Here is a 15885-nt window from a genome sequence, read left to right on the forward strand (position 1 = left end):
TCCTTTGGATGAGCCTGTTACCCCTGATCGCGGTGGCCCTCGAAGAGCCTCACGCTTTGCGGCTGTTGGGGCACTCTCATATCGAAACCCCGCAAGTGACGCTGGACGAGGCCGACTGGCGTTGGCTGCGTGAGCGGCGCTCATTACTGATGGGCGTCTCGGCGCCCGATTACGTACCTTTTGACTTGACTAACAACAACGACGAGCTCGAAGGTATCACGGCCGATTTTGCCGCATTGGTCGGCCAGGCCCTGCATATCTCCATCGAGGTTCGGCGTTACGACACACGCGATGAAGTGATCGAGGCCCTGAAGCAGGGAGCGGTGGATTTCCTCGGTTCCGCCAATGGCTATGAAGCGGCCGATCCGCAACTGCTGTTGTCTCGCTCTTATGCCAACGATCAACCGACCCTGGTGACCCGCAGCGGTGACAGCCAGGTGTTGAATGATGACCTGGCCGGCAAGCGCGTGGCGATGCTGTATCACTATATGCAGCCCGACGCCGTACGGGCGTTTTACCCCCAGGCCCAGCTGGAACTGTTTGCCTCGACCTTCGAAGCCATTGGTGCCGTGGCGTTTGGTCGTGCCGACGTCTACCTGGGGGATGCCATCAGTAGCAACTACCTGATCAATCGCAACCACCTCAACAATGTACGCATGGCGGATTTTTCCGGCCTGGAAGTCAATCCGTTTGCGTTTGCCGTCACCCGGGAAAATACGCGTTTACTGCCCATCCTCAATGCTGCGCTGGAGGCGATTCCCGCCAGCGAGCAGATGGAAATTCTACGCCGCTGGAGCGGGGGTAACCTGGGCATAATCGGCGTTGACCGGCTGCACTTGAGCGCCAGTGAACAACGCTGGGTGCAGAAAAATCCACGGGTCAGGGTCGCGGTGCTCAATGATTTCCTTCCCTTATCGTTTATCGGCGATCAAGGCCAATTCGAAGGGCTGAGTGCCGAAGTGCTGTCGCGCATCAGCTTGCGTACCGGCTTGAAGTTCGATGTGGTGCCAGGCAGTTCGTTGCCGCGCCAGATCAACATTGTCAGCGCGGGCACGGCGGACATGCTGGCGGTCGTCACGCCTAGCGTGGAGCGGGCTGATAAAGTGCGCTTTACCCGGCCCTACTTGACCAACCCCTTTGTGCTGGTTACCCGCGACGGTCCGCACAGCCCGCTCACGCTGGAGGACATGGTCGGCAAACGCCTGGCCATGGTGGTTGGCAATGGGCTGCACGATGAGATAGCGCAGAATTTTCCAGGCGTGATGTTTGTCGGCGTGGAGACCCCCCAGCAAGCCATGGCGCTGGTGGCCAATGGTGACGCCGATGGCGCGGTCAACTCATTGATCAGCGCACGCTATCTGATCAACCGGTATTACCGCGACCGCTTGCGTGTCACCAGTACGGTCGGCACCGAGCCTGCACGCGTGACCTTTGGGGTCAACCGCAGTCAACTGGAGTTGTATTCGATCCTCGACAAGGCACTGCTGAGTATCACCCCGCAGGAAATGGACGAGTTGATTGGCCAGTGGCGCAGCGAGGTCATCATCGAGGACAGTTACTGGTTGCGCTATCGCAACGTGATTCTTCAAGGCTTTGGGTTGGCGGCGCTGTTGTTGGCCGTCACGCTGGGCTGGGCCATTTACCTGCGCAGCCTGATTCGCAAGCGCCTGCAGGCCGAGCGGGCGCTGAGCGATCAGATGCGGTTCATGAGTGTATTGATTGACGGCACGCCGCACCCGATTTATGTGCGTGATCGCCAAGGGAGGCTGATGGCCTGCAATAACGCCTACCTCGACGTGTTTGGCTACAAGCTTGAAGACGTGATCGGCAGGACGGTGGTGGAAACCGACGTCGAAAACCCGCCACAGGCCCAGTCGTTTCATGAGGATTATCTGCGCTTGATGGCTGGGGGCGAGCCGCAGATTCATGATCGAATACTCAAGGTGCCCAACGGCGATGTGCTGACCATTTACCAGTGGATGCTGCCGTACCGCGACGGCGACGACAAGGTGGTGGGTATGATTGCCGGTTGGGTCGACGTGAGCGAGCGGCACCGCTTGCTCGGCCAGCTACAGGAAGCCAAGGACGATGCCGACGCCGCCAATCGCGCCAAGACTACCTTCCTGGCGACCATGAGCCACGAGATCCGCACGCCCATGAATGCCGTGATCGGCATGATTGAGCTGGCGTTGAAAAATGCCGAACAGGGGCGGGTCGACCGCGACGCCCTGGAGGTGGCCTCGGTGGCTTCGCGGGGGATGCTGGAGTTGATCGGCGATATTCTCGATATCGCGCGGATCGAGTCCGGGCACTTGTCGCTGACCCTGGAGCCCGCCAACCTGCATGAGCTGTTGGCGTCGGTCGCACGGGTGTTCGAGGGGCTGGCCCGAGCCAAGGGGTTGGCGCTGCAGGTTGAATTGGACCCGCTGATTGACCAGGCGGTGCTGGTCGATCCGCTGCGATTCAAGCAAGTGGTGTCCAACCTGCTGAGCAATGCCATTAAGTTCACTCCCCATGGGCAGGTCAGCCTGGTTGCACGGGCGGTGGTCGAGGGCGATCGCTTGGCCGTGCAATTATGGGTGCAAGACACCGGCATTGGAATTAGCGTCGCCGACCAGCAGCGGCTGTTCAGCGTGTTTATCCAGGGCAGCAACAATCAACAGTCGGCACGCAGCGGGTCTGGGCTGGGGTTGGTGATCAGCCGCAGCTTGTGCGAAATGATGGGCGGCCAATTGCACTTGAGTAGTGTGCTGGGGCATGGCACTCGGGTGGACGTGACGTTGGCCCTGGCCATGACCGCCACGCTGCCGGCCCCGATTGAGCCTGTGCAAGAGGCGGCGCCTGAGGGCCGTGCGCTGAGCATTCTGGTGGTGGACGACTACCCGGCCAATCGCTTGCTGCTGGCTCGACAGTTGAGCTTTCTGGGCCACCGTATCGTCACGGCCGAAGACGGTGTGCAGGGGCTGGAGCAGTGGCGAGCGGGGCAGTTCGATGGCGTCATTACCGATTGCAACATGCCCTTCAAGAACGGCTATCAGCTGGCACAGGACATTCGCGCGCAAGAGCGTGAGCAGGGTCTTGAACCCTGCCTGTTGCTGGGGTTCACCGCCAACGCCCAGCCGGAGGAAGCTGAGCGCTGCCGGCAGGCGGGCATGGATGGGTGCCTGTTCAAGCCAACCGGGCTTGACGACTTGCGGTCGGCGCTGGCCTCGCGTTTGGCAGACGCGGGCCCGCAGCCTGTGCCGACATTCGATTTGAGCACACTCGTCGCGCTGACCGGCGATGATCACGCAGCGCTTGTCGGATTGTTGGCGCCGTTGCTTAAAAGCCTGGGGGAGGACCGTGCCTTGCTGCCACGCCTGGCAAGCCAGGCAGATTTTGCCAAGCTGCACGACCTGGCCCACCGTGCCAAGGGCGGCGCGCGAATGGTCAAGGCAAACCTATTGATCAGTGGGTGTGAAGCATTGGAGGCCGCATGTGAACAGCGCGACCGTCAGGCATTGGGGCCCGCGGTTGACGGCGTGAACGAAGCGCTTGATGTTTTGCATCGTGGCTTGAAAGCTTATTGCAATCAGCCCTGACTGCGGTTGATCGCCATTCGGGAAATTTGGGAAAACTCTTACACAAACCGGGAACATGCCTGATTTTGTCGTCGGCATATGTCTGGAGAATGGGCTGCGCTCACTGCCGAGCACTGCCTGCCCAGGGGTTTGCCATGCCGAACAAAGCACTGACCATCCTGATTGCCGATGAACAGCATCTGCAACGCTTGTACATCGAGAAAATGCTCAACCAGTTGGGTTATTACCGGATCGTGCCGGTGCAAACATTCGAAGAGGTGCGGATTCTCACTGCCATTCCTGCCGAACCCTTCGACGTGCTGATAATCAATGCGGGGCTGATGGCCCAAGCCCATGAGCCTCTGCCCCAGGTGCGTCATGTACTCGTCTACGAGCATCTGGACCTGGGCGCCCCTTGCGGCGTAACGCCGGCTGTGCGAGTGCGATTGCCGGGTGTGCCGGACCACGTCAACCTCGAACACTTCATGGACATCGTCGACCCCTGCGAGACCGCCCACGGCCTGCGGGTGTTGCCGTGGCTTCGAGAGCTGTCCCGCATGCCGGTGGCCCGGGCCTAGTCCACAGCCATTGTTTGTAGGAGCTCGCTCGCGAAAAACTCGCAGGCGCTGCGTTTATTCAGGAAGCACGCGTTATCGTTGACGTTTTTTTGCGAGCAAGCTCGCTCCTGCACGAAGGCGATTCAAGGGTGCATCGTGTTTACCGTATGCCACGAAATCTACGGGCCAGTTCAATCTTCGCAGAAGCAGGCAAGAGAAGGCATCGAGCACACGCCGCTACCGGCCCATGCCCGCCCACTGCAGGAGTTTGCCAAACAGAATTCCAGGCCGATCTAATGTTTTTCACCGATCAGTCGGCTTTGCCGTGTTCCCGCAAACGCTCGGCGGCACTGCGTAACAACTGCTCGGTCCCGTCCCAACCCAGGCAACCATCGGTCACCGAAACGCCGTATTTCATCGACGCGCTCAGCGGCTGGCAGCCTTCGAACAGGTGACTCTCAAGCATCATGCCGACCAGCGAGGTATCACCTTGCAAACGCTGCTCCAGCACGTCATTGAATACCGCCGGTTGGCGCAGCGGGTTCTTGCCGCTGTTGGCATGGCTGCAATCGACCATGATTCGTGGCGCTACTTTGGACTTGGCCAGGTCATGCTTTACGTCGGCCACGCTTTGCGCATCGTAGTTGGGCCCACGATGGCCGCCGCGCAGCACCAAATGAGTGTCGGGGTTGCCGGGCGTCTGGATGATCGCCGGGTGGCCCTGGCTGTCGACGCCGAAATGACGATGCGGGTGAGAGGCTGAGCGCATTGCATCGCAGGCAATGGCGACGCCACCGTCGGTGCCGTTTTTGAAGCCCACGGGCATGCCCAGGCCGCTGGCCATTTCGCGGTGAATCTGCGATTCGGTCGTGCGTGCGCCAATGGCGACCCAAGTGAGCAGGTCATCGAAGTAGCCGGCGGCCATGGGTTGCAGCAGCTCGGTGGCCACCGGCAGGCCCAGGCGCAGCATTTCACGCATCAGTTCGCGGGACAGGGTCAGGCCGGCGGCCATGTCATCGCTGCCGTCCAAGTGCGGATCGTAGGCCAAGCCTTTCCAGCCCACAGTGGTGCGCGGTTTCTCGACGTAGGCACGGATCACCAGCAGCATCTGGTCGCTGACTTCAAGCGCAAGCTTCTTCAGATTGCGCGCGTATTCCATGGCCGATTCCGGGTCGTGGATCGAGCACGGGCCGACAATCACCAGCAAGCGTGAATCTTCGCCATTGAGGATGGCGCGCACGGCTTGGCGATGGGCGTGGACTTGTTCGTTGAGGAACGGGCTGAGCGGGAGTTGGTGCTTGAGTTCAAGAGCGCTGGGCAAACGCTGGGTCAGGGCTTCATTAGCGCTGTTGAGGGCAGAGACGGGCAAAGCGGCGACGGAGGAGTTCATATTCAAGGCTTCCTGGGCAAGCGGCGGGCGATTCCCGCACGCTTGGCCTACTGGGGTGTTCGACAATTGGCCGTATCGGCTACGTGTGTTGGCTTGCCACCACGGGGTGACCGGTCGGAGGCGGCAGGCTGTCCCGAACGGAGCTGGCTAAATCGCCATGCAGTGCAAGTGTCGTAGCGGTAATAGGTGGCGTAGTTCATGGTGTGATTCCTTTAAGTGAGCGTGAAAAACAAATTGTCAGGCGCTGAAAAAACAAAACCCCCGGTCGGGGAGCCGACCGGGGGTTTAGATTTCTCTGGTAGGCGACCCCTTGAGTAGTGGGCGCCGATTTCAGGTATCAGGCGCGCCAGTGGCTAAACCAATACCCAAAATAAAAGCCGGCCAGTGCGCTCGAACCATTCACATGGGTAGCCGACACCGAGCGCAAGGCGCTGGCAGCAGGGCAAACCTGAGTGTGGGTGAGTGGCAACATGGGGCTCTCCAAATGATGGGGGGAGCTTACTAGAGGCGTGCGGGTGGATTCAATCAGTAATTTCTATCGCGCGGCAGTAGTTACCGCTATGGGGTAAGTGTGGATATGCTGATAACTCTCAACCAATGATTGCCAGGACGCGACCATGACTGCCTTGACCCTTGCTGCGGCGCAAACCGTTTCCATCCCGGGCGATATCGCTGCCAATATCCAGCGGCACCTGGCGTTGATGCGGGCCGCGGCTGAACAGGGTGTGCAATGCCTGGTGTTTCCAGAACTGTCACTGACAGGCTACGAGCCGTTCCTGGCGGCCGATTTGGCCATCGACCCGCAAGACGCCGTGTTGACGCCGTTGCGTGAACTGGCGCGGGAGCTGCAGTTGACGGCCGTGGTGGGCATGCCGGTGCGCTTGACGCCAAAAACAGGTGTGCTGATCGGCGCGCTGGTGCTTGAGGCGGACGGTTCAGTAGGCGTCTACACCAAGCAGCATCTGCACCCCGGCGAAGAGCTGGCATTTGCTGCGGGGCAGGGCGGCGAGCCCCTGGAATTGGCAGAGGAGCGCATCGCGCTGGCGGTGTGTGCGGACTTTTCCCAGGCCAGCCATCCACGCCAAGCGGCGGCAGCGGGCGCCACAGCGTATGCCGCAAGCGTACTGATCAGCGAGGCAGGCTACGCGGCGGACAGTGCTTTGCTTGAAGGCTATGCGGCCGAGCATGGCCTGTTGGTACTGATGGCTAACCACGGTGGCCCATCTGGAGGCTGGGCTTGTGCCGGTCGCAGTGCGATCTGGACCGCCGATGGCAACTTGCTTGTTGCCGCCCCCGGTGTCGGCGACGCGTTGGTGATCGCCCGTCGCGACGGCGGGCAGTGGACCGGCCAAGTGGTCGCCCTCTGAATGAGGTTTCATTTGCGCCGGGCCATCGAGCAGGACCTGCCGTTTGCCCGCACCCTGACCCAGCAGGCCATGAGCCATTACTACCGTCAGAACGGCTTGTTGTGGTCCAGCGACGGCTTCGACGTGGCCTGGGCGGGCCGCGAGAACTGGCTGATCTGCAACGATGACGTCGTCATGGGCTTTATCAGCCTGAGCCGCGATGGCAAGGCCCTGTATATCCGCGAGCTGCACCTGCTGGAATGCTGCCGCAAGCAGGGCGCGGGCACATGGGTGCTGGAGCAAATGGCGCTCAAGGCACGCGTCGAGGGCCTGGGCTTTCTACGTTTGACGGTGTTCAAGACCAACCCGGCAAGAAGGCTGTATCAGCGCTTGGGGTTGAGCATTGTCGGTGAAGAGGATGGCTTCTGGCGGATGGAGCGTGAGTGTCGCGCACTCACATCGGACTAAAACATGCACGTCCTACAAATAAGCGCATACTGCTGTCAGTTAGTGCTTTGTTCGTCGTGGGATTGAGCTCTTGGCTCATCCACGATAACGCCCTCTTTCATGCCCAGAAGTACCGCCACTTTATGGGCTTCTCCACGCCGTCCCTTTTTGCGCCCGGAGAGCACTTGATACGTGGTTGCCGGGTCTACGCCATGTTCCCGGGCGAACGCTTGAACTGACTTTCCTTGATGTTCCAGCCAGGCCTTGGCTTGTGCAGCAGTACGGATTCCGGGCATAGTTCAAAACCGTTCAAGTTTGTTTAACGAAGTGATGGTGTGACACCTCTTGGGGTGTGCCAATTTAGGATCATACATCCAAATGAGTGGAATCGGTTCGCGCTTAAGGCAAGAAAGAGAGCGACTTGGCCTGTCGCAGAAAGTTTTTGGAGAAATTGGAGGCGTTGAAGCGAACGCCCAAGGCAAATATGAAAGCGGTGGTCGTGCACCCAAGGCCGACTATTTGTCTCGCGTCGCCGAAAAAGGTGTGGATATCCTGTACGTGTTGACCGGCAGCCCAACGCCGATCCAGCTGGATAACCTGAGCAAGATCGAAGAGAAAGTGCTGGGCAATTACCGAGCGATGTTCAAGGAAGACCAGGACGCAATCCGTCGCTTGACCAGTACCTTGGCTGAGCATTCATCCGTGGTGAACGGAAAAGCCAAGTCGCCCCCCCAGGAATCCTGACCTTTAGCCCAGGAAACAGGGCTGTTCGCCAGCCGGCGAACAGCCGCAGCACGTTTAATCTCTATATATATGACACTTGCAACTAGGTCTGCGCCTTGGTTTTTTGCTAAGGTGTTCAGCAACCTATAAGACCATATCGCGAGGTGTCTGCTTGATTAGGGTGCTAGTAGTCGATGACCATGATCTCGTTCGTACAGGCATTACACGAATGCTGGCTGACATCGACGGCCTGCAAGTAGTCGGCCAGGCGGAGTCGGGGGAGGAATCCCTGATCAAGGCCCGGGAGTTGAAGCCCGATGTGGTACTGATGGACGTCAAGATGCCTGGGATTGGCGGTCTTGGTGCCACGACCAAGTTATTGCGCAGCCATCCGGACATCAAGGTCGTGGTGGTCACGGTGTGCGAGGAAGACCCGTTTCCCACCCGTTTGCTGCAAGCCGGTGCCGCCGGCTACCTCACCAAGGGCGCAGGCCTGGCCGAGATGGTGCAAGCCATTCGCCTGGTATTTGCCGGCCAGCGTTACATCAGCCCGCAGATTGCCCAGCAATTGGCGATCAAGTCGTTCCAGCCCACCAGCGATTCGCCATTTGATGCGCTGTCGGAGCGGGAAATCCAGATCGCCCTGATGATCGTCGGTTGCCAGAAGGTGCAGACCATCTCTGACAAGCTGTGCCTGTCGCCCAAGACCGTCAATACCTACCGTTATCGTATCTTCGAGAAGCTTGCCATCAGCAGTGATGTTGAATTGACCCTGCTCGCAGTGCGCCACGGCATGGTGGACGCCAGCGCCTGACATGACCACACCGTTTGATCCGAGTGCCTTTCTCTCCACCTGCAGTGGCCGCCCCGGCGTGTACCGCATGTTCGACAGCGAGGCGCGCCTGCTTTACGTGGGCAAAGCCAAGAACCTGAAGAACCGTCTGGCGAGCTACTTTCGCAAGACCGGCCTTGCGCCGAAAACCGCCGCCCTGGTGGCGCGTATCGCCCAGGTCGAAACCACCATCACCGCCAATGAAACCGAGGCGCTGCTGCTTGAGCAGACGCTGATCAAGGAATGGCGGCCGCCTTACAACATCCTGCTGCGTGATGATAAATCCTATCCCTATGTGTATTTGTCGGACGGCGATTTCCCCCGGCTGAGCATTCATCGCGGGGCTAAAAAGCCCAAGGGCAAGTACTTCGGGCCTTATCCCAGTGCCGGTGCAATTCGTGAAAGCCTGAGCCTGCTGCAAAAAACCTTTTTTGTACGCCAGTGCGAAGACAGCTTTTACAAGAACCGCACGCGGCCGTGCCTGCAATACCAGATCAAGCGCTGCAAGGCGCCCTGTGTGGGCCTGGTGGAACCTTCGGAGTACGCCGAGGATGTGCGCCATTCCGTAATGTTCCTCGAAGGGCGCAGCAACGCTCTCACCGATGAGCTGTCCGGGGCAATGGAGCAGGCGGCCAGCACTCTGGATTTCGAAAAGGCTGCAGAACTGCGTGACCAGATCTCCCTGCTGCGCCGTGTCCAGGACCAGCAAAGCATGGAAGGCGGCACCGGTGACGTCGACGTGATCGCCGCGTTCGTCAACCCGGGCGGCGCCTGTGTGCACCTGATCAGCGTGCGTGGCGGGCGGGTGCTGGGCAGCAAGAACTTTTTCCCGCAGACCGGTATCGACGAAGACGTGGCAGAGGTGATGGCCGCGTTCCTTGGCCAGTACTACGTCAGCAGCCCTGAGCGCGACCTGCCGTCTGAACTGATCGTCAACGTGGTGCACGAAGACTTCCCCACCTTGATCGAGGCCATCCACGAGCTGCGCGGCCGCGAGCTGGCCATCAGCCACCGCGTACGCGGCACCCGTGCTCGCTGGCAGCAGCTGGCCGTGACTAACGCCGAACAGGCCCTGGGCGCGCGGCTGGCGAACCGACAGCACGTCGCTGCACGCTTCGACGCCCTGGCCGAGGTCCTCAACCTGGACGAGCCGCCCCAGCGCCTGGAGTGCTACGACATCAGCCACTCCAGCGGCGAGGCCACAGTGGCCTCTTGCGTGGTATTCGGGCCGGAAGGGCCGATCAAGGCCGACTACCGGCGCTACAACATCGAAGGCGTTACCGCCGGCGATGACTATGCCGCCATGCACCAGGCGCTCACGCGGCGATTCAGCAAGTTGAAGGACGGGGAGGGCAAGCTCCCCGATATCCTGCTGGTAGACGGCGGTAAGGGCCAGTTATCCATGGCCCGTGACGTGCTCAACGAACTGGCGGTGCCCGACCTGATCCTGCTCGGTGTGGCCAAGGGCACCACGCGCAAGGCCGGTTTCGAGACGTTGTACTTGAATGATGCCGCCCATGAGTTCACGTTGAAGGGCGACTCACCCGCACTGCATCTGATTCAACAAATCCGCGACGAAGCCCACCGTTTCGCCATTACCGGCCACCGCGCCCGCCGTGGCAAAACCCGGCGAACTTCAACCCTGGAAGGGGTGGCAGGGGTTGGCCCGACGCGGCGTCGCGACTTGCTTAAACATTTTGGTGGCTTGCAGGAGCTCTCCCGTGCCAGCATTGACGAGATAGCCAAAGCACCCGGTATCAGTAAAAAGCTCGCTGAATTGATTTATGCCAATCTGCACAGCGAATAGAATGCCTTCTCACCTCGTAGCCAGTTGTGCCGATGAATATCCCTAATCTGATCACCGTTCTACGCGTCCTGCTTATCCCGATTTTCATTTTGTTGTTCTATTTGCCGTATGAATGGAGCTACGTCGCGTCCAGTTCGGTATTTGCCTTCGCAGCCGCCACCGACTGGCTCGACGGCTACCTGGCCCGCCGCCTGGAACAGAGCACGCCCTTCGGCGCGTTCCTCGACCCCGTGGCCGACAAACTCATGGTGGCCGTCGCCCTGGTGCTGCTGGTACAGGAACACGGCAACCTGTGGCTGACCCTCCCGGCCGCCGTCATCATCGGCCGCGAGATCGTCGTGTCGGCCCTGCGCGAATGGATGGCCGAAATCGGCGCCCGCGCCCACGTGGCCGTCTCCAACATGGGCAAATGGAAAACCGCCGCGCAAATGCTCGCGCTGGTGATCCTGCTGGCCAACCCGTCGGACTTCTCGTTCTGGGTGCTTGCCGGCTACGCCTTGCTGCTGGTCGCGGCCGGCCTGACCCTGTGGTCCATGCTGCAATACCTGCGTGCTGCCTGGCCCCATCTGCGAACCACCGTTGAAAAGAAATAAAACTTTTTTGAATCAAGGGGTTGACGGGGGCTGAGGATTCTATAGAATGCGCATCACCAAGCGGGAATAGCTCAGTTGGTAGAGCACGACCTTGCCAAGGTCGGGGTCGCGAGTTCGAGTCTCGTTTCCCGCTCCAAATATTGCGCTGCAGAGTTCCACTGAATTCTGTAAGTGATTGAAATCAGGGCCTTTAGGCCCTTTTTTCGTTCCAGCGGGAACCACTGAAATCCAGCACTATCCGGTGCGTTTAAGTCCAGGATTGAGTCCAGAATCCTGACGCGTACCGAATCGGTTTGATGCTGGAGCAGTTTGCGCAACGAGATGAGCATCTGGCCCTGACTCTGTTCAGGAGCTCGCGATGGCACTCTCAGAAATGACAGTTCGGCACGCCCGAATCACCGGTAATGACTACACCCTCGGCGACAGTGATGGTCTCACACTCAATGTGACGGCCAGGGGCGGAAAAGTCTGGCTCTTCCGCTACTACTGGGCAGGCAAGCAGAAGCGCATGTCCCTCGGTAGTTATCCCCAAATTGGGCTTAAAGAAGCCCGTACCCGTCGTGATGAAGCCCGTACCTTGGTTGCCCAGGGCATCAATCCCTATGAGCATCGCAAACAACAGCGGCTTGCTGTTCGTTTTGCGACAGAGCACACCTTCGAGGCCGTGTTCAATCAGTGGGTAGAGTTCCGCAGGCTAAGCCTGAAGGAAGGGCGGCAGAGCACGCTCTCGCAGATCTTGAGAATCTTCAATAAAGACGTCCTGCCCACCCTGGGCGGGCGGTCCATCTATGATATCAATCGTCACGATCTGCTGGATTTACTGAGCAGGATCGAACAGCGCAAGGCCTTAACGACAGCCGAAAAATGCCGGACCTGGTTCAACCAATTGTTCCGCTATGCGCTGGTGAAAATCGAGGGGCTGGAACACAACCCAGCTTCAGATCTTGACGTTGTCGCACTCCCCAAACCTCCGGTTACGCACAACCCATTTCTTCGTATGGACGAGCTTCCGGGATTGATGGCTGCTCTTCGAAATTACGGTGGCGCCAACCAAACTCGGCTTGGCCTTCGGTTGTTGCTGCTGACCGGTGTTCGCACGGGCGAATTGCGGTTGGCAACACCCGATCAGTTCGATCTGGAGAAGCGCTTGTGGATCATACCAGCGGAAGTGGTGAAACAACTTCAGCTAGCGATGCGGAAGCCAGGTAAACAGACCCAAAATGTACCGCCTTATATCGTGCCGCTGTCGGTACAGGCGCTGGAGATCGTGCGTCACTTGCTGGACCAGGTTGTCCCTGCGCAACGCTACTTGTTTGCGCATCGAAGCGACCTGAGCAAGCGCATCAGTGAGAACACTCTGAATGGCGCGCTACGCCGAATGGGGTACGCCGATCAACTTACCGGTCATGGCATGAGGGCGACGATCTCGACGGCGCTGAACGAGATCGGATACCCGAAGGTGTGGGTGGATGCCCAGCTTTCTCATGCTGATCCGGACAAGGTGAGTGCGGCCTACAATCACGCGGAGTATGTCGAGCAGCGCCGGACGATGATGCAGGACTGGGCGAATCGTTTGGACCTTTGGGGGCAGGGTCAGCTGAAAGCGGCAAGCTCTCCGCTGACCATTCGTTTAGAGGGCGCAGCTTCGTTACCTTCGTCGGAAAGCGCGAACGCAAACGCCGTTCTGTACAGTAGCGGCTTCCCAGCGATGACGATCCCAGCCTCCAAAACGTCCGTCAGCGACGAACCGGTCCTTACCTCGGCTCAGTATTCACCTGTCCTACCTGCTCCAACGCAGACCGAACAGCCGCGCGAACCCCAAGTATCTGACATACAACGCCAGCGCGCCGAGATGTTAGCCACCTATGAAGCTTCGAGTAATTTGCCGCTGCTTGTCTTCGCCAAACTGGCAGGCAAATCCCGAGATCAGATCAACCGTGATATCAAGGCTCGGCGCCTGCTGTCTTTGAGCCTCGGGAATCGCGGTCAGCGCATTCCCGATTGGCAGCTTGATCCACTGCGGCACAAGTTGGTGCTTGCGGCGTTAGCGCAATTTCCGGATGTCGATGCGTGGAGGCTTTATGGCGCCCTTTGTAAGCCTCATGAGCGATTAAAAGGTCGCGCGCCAATCGATGTGCTCAATATGGCAAATTTCGACGGGACCGCACGAATCGTTTGCAGTGCGCTGAGTTCAAGCTGAGATGCTGTCTTCGTGCTGCGATAACGGATGTCGCTGCTTGCTTGGGACTATCTAGCTCGGGCACACCCTGAATGCGTGGACTTCACGATGCCTGAGGTGCGGCGGAGGCCTAGCGTTGGGCATTGTTCACTAACCGTAAAGGGGCGATAGGTACGTTTAACATGAACTGATTCTTCACCATCTCCGTGCTCAAGCCGGCAGCAGCAAGCACACGATTCCAAGTCGTATAGTCCAGTAAGTCGATTGCGCGCTGAACGAGGAGGGGGGACTCCATCGGAATCAACTCGTCAAACTCTTCGCTTTTCGTAAACCCTTTACGCGCGAGGTAGGTAAAGCCGCTCTTCGCTTGATCGGCAGTTAGCAGATCCAACGCACGAGCCCGATAGATTAATGCCTTGAAGCTAACTTTCCAACGAAGCTTTAGCTCTTTGAGCGCTGTCCAGTTTAGGTACTTCCCTCTCATAGTTGGGAATTCGGCTGCGAAGCTTGCTCGTGGCATCAAGAGTGCGCTGGCGAACTGGTTGGCTTGTTCCTCAGTTTCACGACACTCTGTCTCGATCCCTTGGTGCATGACTAGATGGCCGAGCTCATGAGCCAGGTCAAACCGTTGCCTTCCAGGGTTGGCCTTGGATGTATTGCGAACAATTAAAGGACGCTTGTTGAATCGCCCCTAGTTTCGTAGACACCTCCAAGCCTTAAAATGAGGCCCATTAGGAGGTGCCATGAGCAACCAGCGTTATCCCGAAGAATTCAAAATCCAGGCGGTCAAGCAAGTGACCGAAAAGCAGCTTCCTGTCTCGGAGGTGGCTGCACGATTGGGTGTGTCCGTGCACAGCCTCTATGCCTGGGTTAAGCGCTACACCAAGCCCCAGGAACAGCGCGTTGAGGAGAATGATCAGAGCGCAGAGGTTCGTCGTTTACGTGCCGAGCTGAAACGGGTGACGGAGGAGCGAGACATCTTAAAAAAGGCCGCCGCGTACTTTGCCAAGGAGTGCGGCTGAAGTACGCCTTTATTAAGCAGCAAGCGGGTCACTACGCGATTCGACGGCTTTGCCTGACGCTCAAGGTTCATCCCAGCGGCTACTACGCGTGGCTATCAGAACCAAAATCTGCGCGAGGCAAGGACGATCAGCGACTGCTTGGATTGATCAAACACTCCTGGCTGGAAAGCGGTGGCGTTTATGGCTATCGCAAGATCCATGATGACCTGCGAGAGGTCGGTGAGAGCTGTGGCCGTCACCGGGTGGCTAGGTTGATGCGCCTTGAAGGTTTACGTTCTCAGACTGGGTATCGACGGAGGCCGGGAAAATATGGCGGTAAACCAGCCGTTGCCTCACCGAACTTACTGAAGCGCCAATTCGATGTCAGAGAACCCAACAAAGTCTGGGTCACAGACATTACCTACATCCGAACATATGAAGGCTGGCTGTATTTGGCCGTGGTGCTCGATCTGTTTTCACGCCAGATCATTGGTTGGTCAATGAAGTCGCAGATGACCAGCGACGTAGCCATTGATGCACTGCTGATGGCGGTTTGGAGACGTAAGCCGAAGCAAGAGGTGATGATCCACTCAGATCAAGGAAGTCAGTACAGCAGCTCAGACTGGCGAAGCTTCTTGAAAGCTAACAACCTGATAGCCAGCATGAGTCGTCGAGGTAACTGCCACGACAACGCTGTAGCGGAGAGCTTTTTCCAGTTGCTAAAGCGGGAACGGATCAAGCGTAAAATCTACACTACACGCCAGGATGCTCGGGATGATGTGTTCGATTACATCGAGATGTTTTACAACCCAAAACGACGCCACAGTTTCAACAATCAGCTGTCACCGGTAGAGTTTGAAAAGCGTTACGCAGCGAGCCTGGAGAGTGTCTAGAAAACCCGGGGCGATTCAGAGATTTGGAAAGTCGCTCGGCAAGCCTCCGGCTCTTCGACAAACACATTGGGGTGAATCTCGTCTTTTGATCTTGAGCCACAGGCTTGCTTGAGTAGTCGTGCGTACCCACTTTTTCCTGAGCCGTTCTGGCCATAGAAAACGGTTATGTTACCAGCACAAAAGGGTAGTGCTGCTCCTGATTTCACCGCATTTAGCCCATAGACATCTGTTATGCCGTCTATACGAATGGCTGGGCGGTTGGCGGCAAGAGCCAGAGAGCCGGGTGTCACTGTACCGAAGCCAGGATCTTCGCCTTTTTTTGATTCGGTGATACAGAGCCGAGCCAGCTCCGCGACCTGGTCATCCGTTGGAGGCTTTTTGGTTTCAATGAGATTCTTGGCTGCTGTTTGCAACCAGCGGTTTCTCTCGCCAAGCCAGCCTTCAAATGCGTCAACAACAGGTACATCTTCCTCGCCCAACTCTTGACCGCCAGTCATTGAGATCTCTCCATGAAATACCGTGAGAAAGCAAGGATAGACCAATGCTGGCGAATTGCC

Annotated in this window: 13 protein-coding genes, 1 tRNA gene and 1 pseudogene; 11 read left to right on the plus strand and 4 right to left on the minus strand. The window is 58.3% G+C overall.

Features of this window, described 5'->3' with window-relative positions; translation table 11 throughout:
* Positions 1 to 8: 8 nt before the first annotated feature.
* Positions 9 to 3581 (plus strand): transporter substrate-binding domain-containing protein, encoded by a 3573-nt coding sequence (locus AB4P90_RS11425; RefSeq protein ID WP_395605902.1) that lies wholly within the window; start codon positions 9 to 11, stop codon positions 3579 to 3581.
* Between the two features lie 134 nt (positions 3582 to 3715).
* Complete coding sequence (locus tag AB4P90_RS11430) at positions 3716 to 4138, plus strand: hypothetical protein (protein ID WP_014717994.1); 423 nt, start codon at positions 3716 to 3718, stop codon at positions 4136 to 4138.
* 289 nt (positions 4139 to 4427) lie between these two features.
* Here AB4P90_RS11430 and AB4P90_RS11435 read toward each other — a convergent pair whose 3' ends face one another.
* The gene (locus AB4P90_RS11435) at positions 4428 to 5507 is read right to left on the minus strand and encodes a 3-deoxy-7-phosphoheptulonate synthase (protein WP_058410178.1); all 1080 of its coding nucleotides are present in this window, start codon (positions 5505 to 5507) and stop codon (positions 4428 to 4430) included.
* Positions 5508 to 6124: 617 nt separating this feature from the next.
* Here AB4P90_RS11435 and AB4P90_RS11440 point away from each other — a divergent pair.
* Both AB4P90_RS11440 and AB4P90_RS11445 read left to right on the plus strand, forming a co-directional pair.
* Positions 6125 to 6874, plus strand: a complete 750-nt coding sequence (locus tag AB4P90_RS11440) for a carbon-nitrogen hydrolase family protein (RefSeq protein ID WP_122299513.1) — start codon at positions 6125 to 6127, stop codon at positions 6872 to 6874.
* A complete protein-coding gene (locus AB4P90_RS11445; protein WP_032905025.1) occupies positions 6875 to 7321 on the plus strand; it encodes a GNAT family N-acetyltransferase in 447 nt (148 codons plus the stop codon).
* 35 nt (positions 7322 to 7356) lie between these two features.
* Here AB4P90_RS11445 and AB4P90_RS11450 read toward each other — a convergent pair whose 3' ends face one another.
* The gene (locus AB4P90_RS11450; RefSeq protein ID WP_003190382.1) at positions 7357 to 7596 is read right to left on the minus strand and encodes a DNA-binding protein; all 240 of its coding nucleotides are present in this window, start codon (positions 7594 to 7596) and stop codon (positions 7357 to 7359) included.
* 82 nt (positions 7597 to 7678) lie between these two features.
* Between AB4P90_RS11450 and AB4P90_RS11455 the strand changes: the two genes are divergently transcribed.
* The 6 genes from AB4P90_RS11455 to AB4P90_RS11480 all read left to right on the plus strand — a co-directional run bounded on the left by AB4P90_RS11455 (position 7679) and on the right by AB4P90_RS11480 (position 13455).
* Positions 7679 to 8044 carry a helix-turn-helix domain-containing protein gene (locus AB4P90_RS11455; protein ID WP_003190384.1) on the plus strand — a complete coding sequence of 122 codons (366 nt, stop codon included), beginning with the start codon at positions 7679 to 7681 and terminating at the stop codon, positions 8042 to 8044.
* Positions 8045 to 8195: 151 nt separating this feature from the next.
* On the plus strand, positions 8196 to 8837 hold the full coding sequence (gene uvrY, locus AB4P90_RS11460; RefSeq protein ID WP_003190387.1) for a UvrY/SirA/GacA family response regulator transcription factor: 642 nt from the start codon (positions 8196 to 8198) through the stop codon (positions 8835 to 8837).
* 1 nt (position 8838) lies between these two features.
* Entirely contained in the window at positions 8839 to 10662 is a 1824-nt protein-coding gene (gene uvrC / locus AB4P90_RS11465) for an excinuclease ABC subunit UvrC (RefSeq protein ID WP_395605903.1), read from the plus strand.
* A gap of 32 nt (positions 10663 to 10694) precedes the next feature.
* Positions 10695 to 11255, plus strand: coding sequence for a CDP-diacylglycerol--glycerol-3-phosphate 3-phosphatidyltransferase (gene pgsA / locus AB4P90_RS11470; RefSeq protein WP_323556237.1), 561 nt, complete (start codon positions 10695 to 10697; stop codon positions 11253 to 11255).
* Positions 11256 to 11315: 60 nt separating this feature from the next.
* Positions 11316 to 11391 (plus strand) — tRNA-Gly (locus tag AB4P90_RS11475).
* 222 nt (positions 11392 to 11613) lie between these two features.
* Positions 11614 to 13455 (plus strand): integrase arm-type DNA-binding domain-containing protein, encoded by a 1842-nt coding sequence (locus tag AB4P90_RS11480; RefSeq protein WP_034115550.1) that lies wholly within the window; start codon positions 11614 to 11616, stop codon positions 13453 to 13455.
* 109 nt (positions 13456 to 13564) lie between these two features.
* On the opposite strand, the pseudogene AB4P90_RS11485 reads toward AB4P90_RS11480, so the two are convergent.
* Positions 13565 to 14119 (minus strand): annotated as a pseudogene (locus tag AB4P90_RS11485) (ImmA/IrrE family metallo-endopeptidase); the annotation flags it as partial.
* A 58-nt stretch (positions 14120 to 14177) separates the two neighbouring features.
* On the opposite strand from AB4P90_RS11485, the gene AB4P90_RS11490 reads away from it, so the two are divergent.
* Positions 14178 to 15328 (plus strand): IS3 family transposase gene (locus AB4P90_RS11490; RefSeq protein WP_395605474.1). Its coding sequence is split into 2 segments (ribosomal slippage): positions 14178 to 14412 and positions 14412 to 15328, totalling 1152 coding nucleotides; the frame shifts between segments, so codons are not numbered across the junction.
* On the opposite strand, the gene AB4P90_RS11495 is transcribed toward AB4P90_RS11490, so the two are convergent.
* The gene (locus tag AB4P90_RS11495; RefSeq protein WP_395605904.1) at positions 15325 to 15825 is read right to left on the minus strand and encodes a hypothetical protein; all 501 of its coding nucleotides are present in this window, start codon (positions 15823 to 15825) and stop codon (positions 15325 to 15327) included. The genes AB4P90_RS11490 and AB4P90_RS11495 overlap by 4 nt on opposite strands.
* Positions 15826 to 15885 lie beyond the last annotated feature (60 nt).

Source organism: Pseudomonas sp. B16120 (genome assembly GCF_044218845.1).
In the GTDB taxonomy this organism is placed as follows: domain Bacteria; phylum Pseudomonadota; class Gammaproteobacteria; order Pseudomonadales; family Pseudomonadaceae; genus Aquipseudomonas; species Aquipseudomonas paracarnis.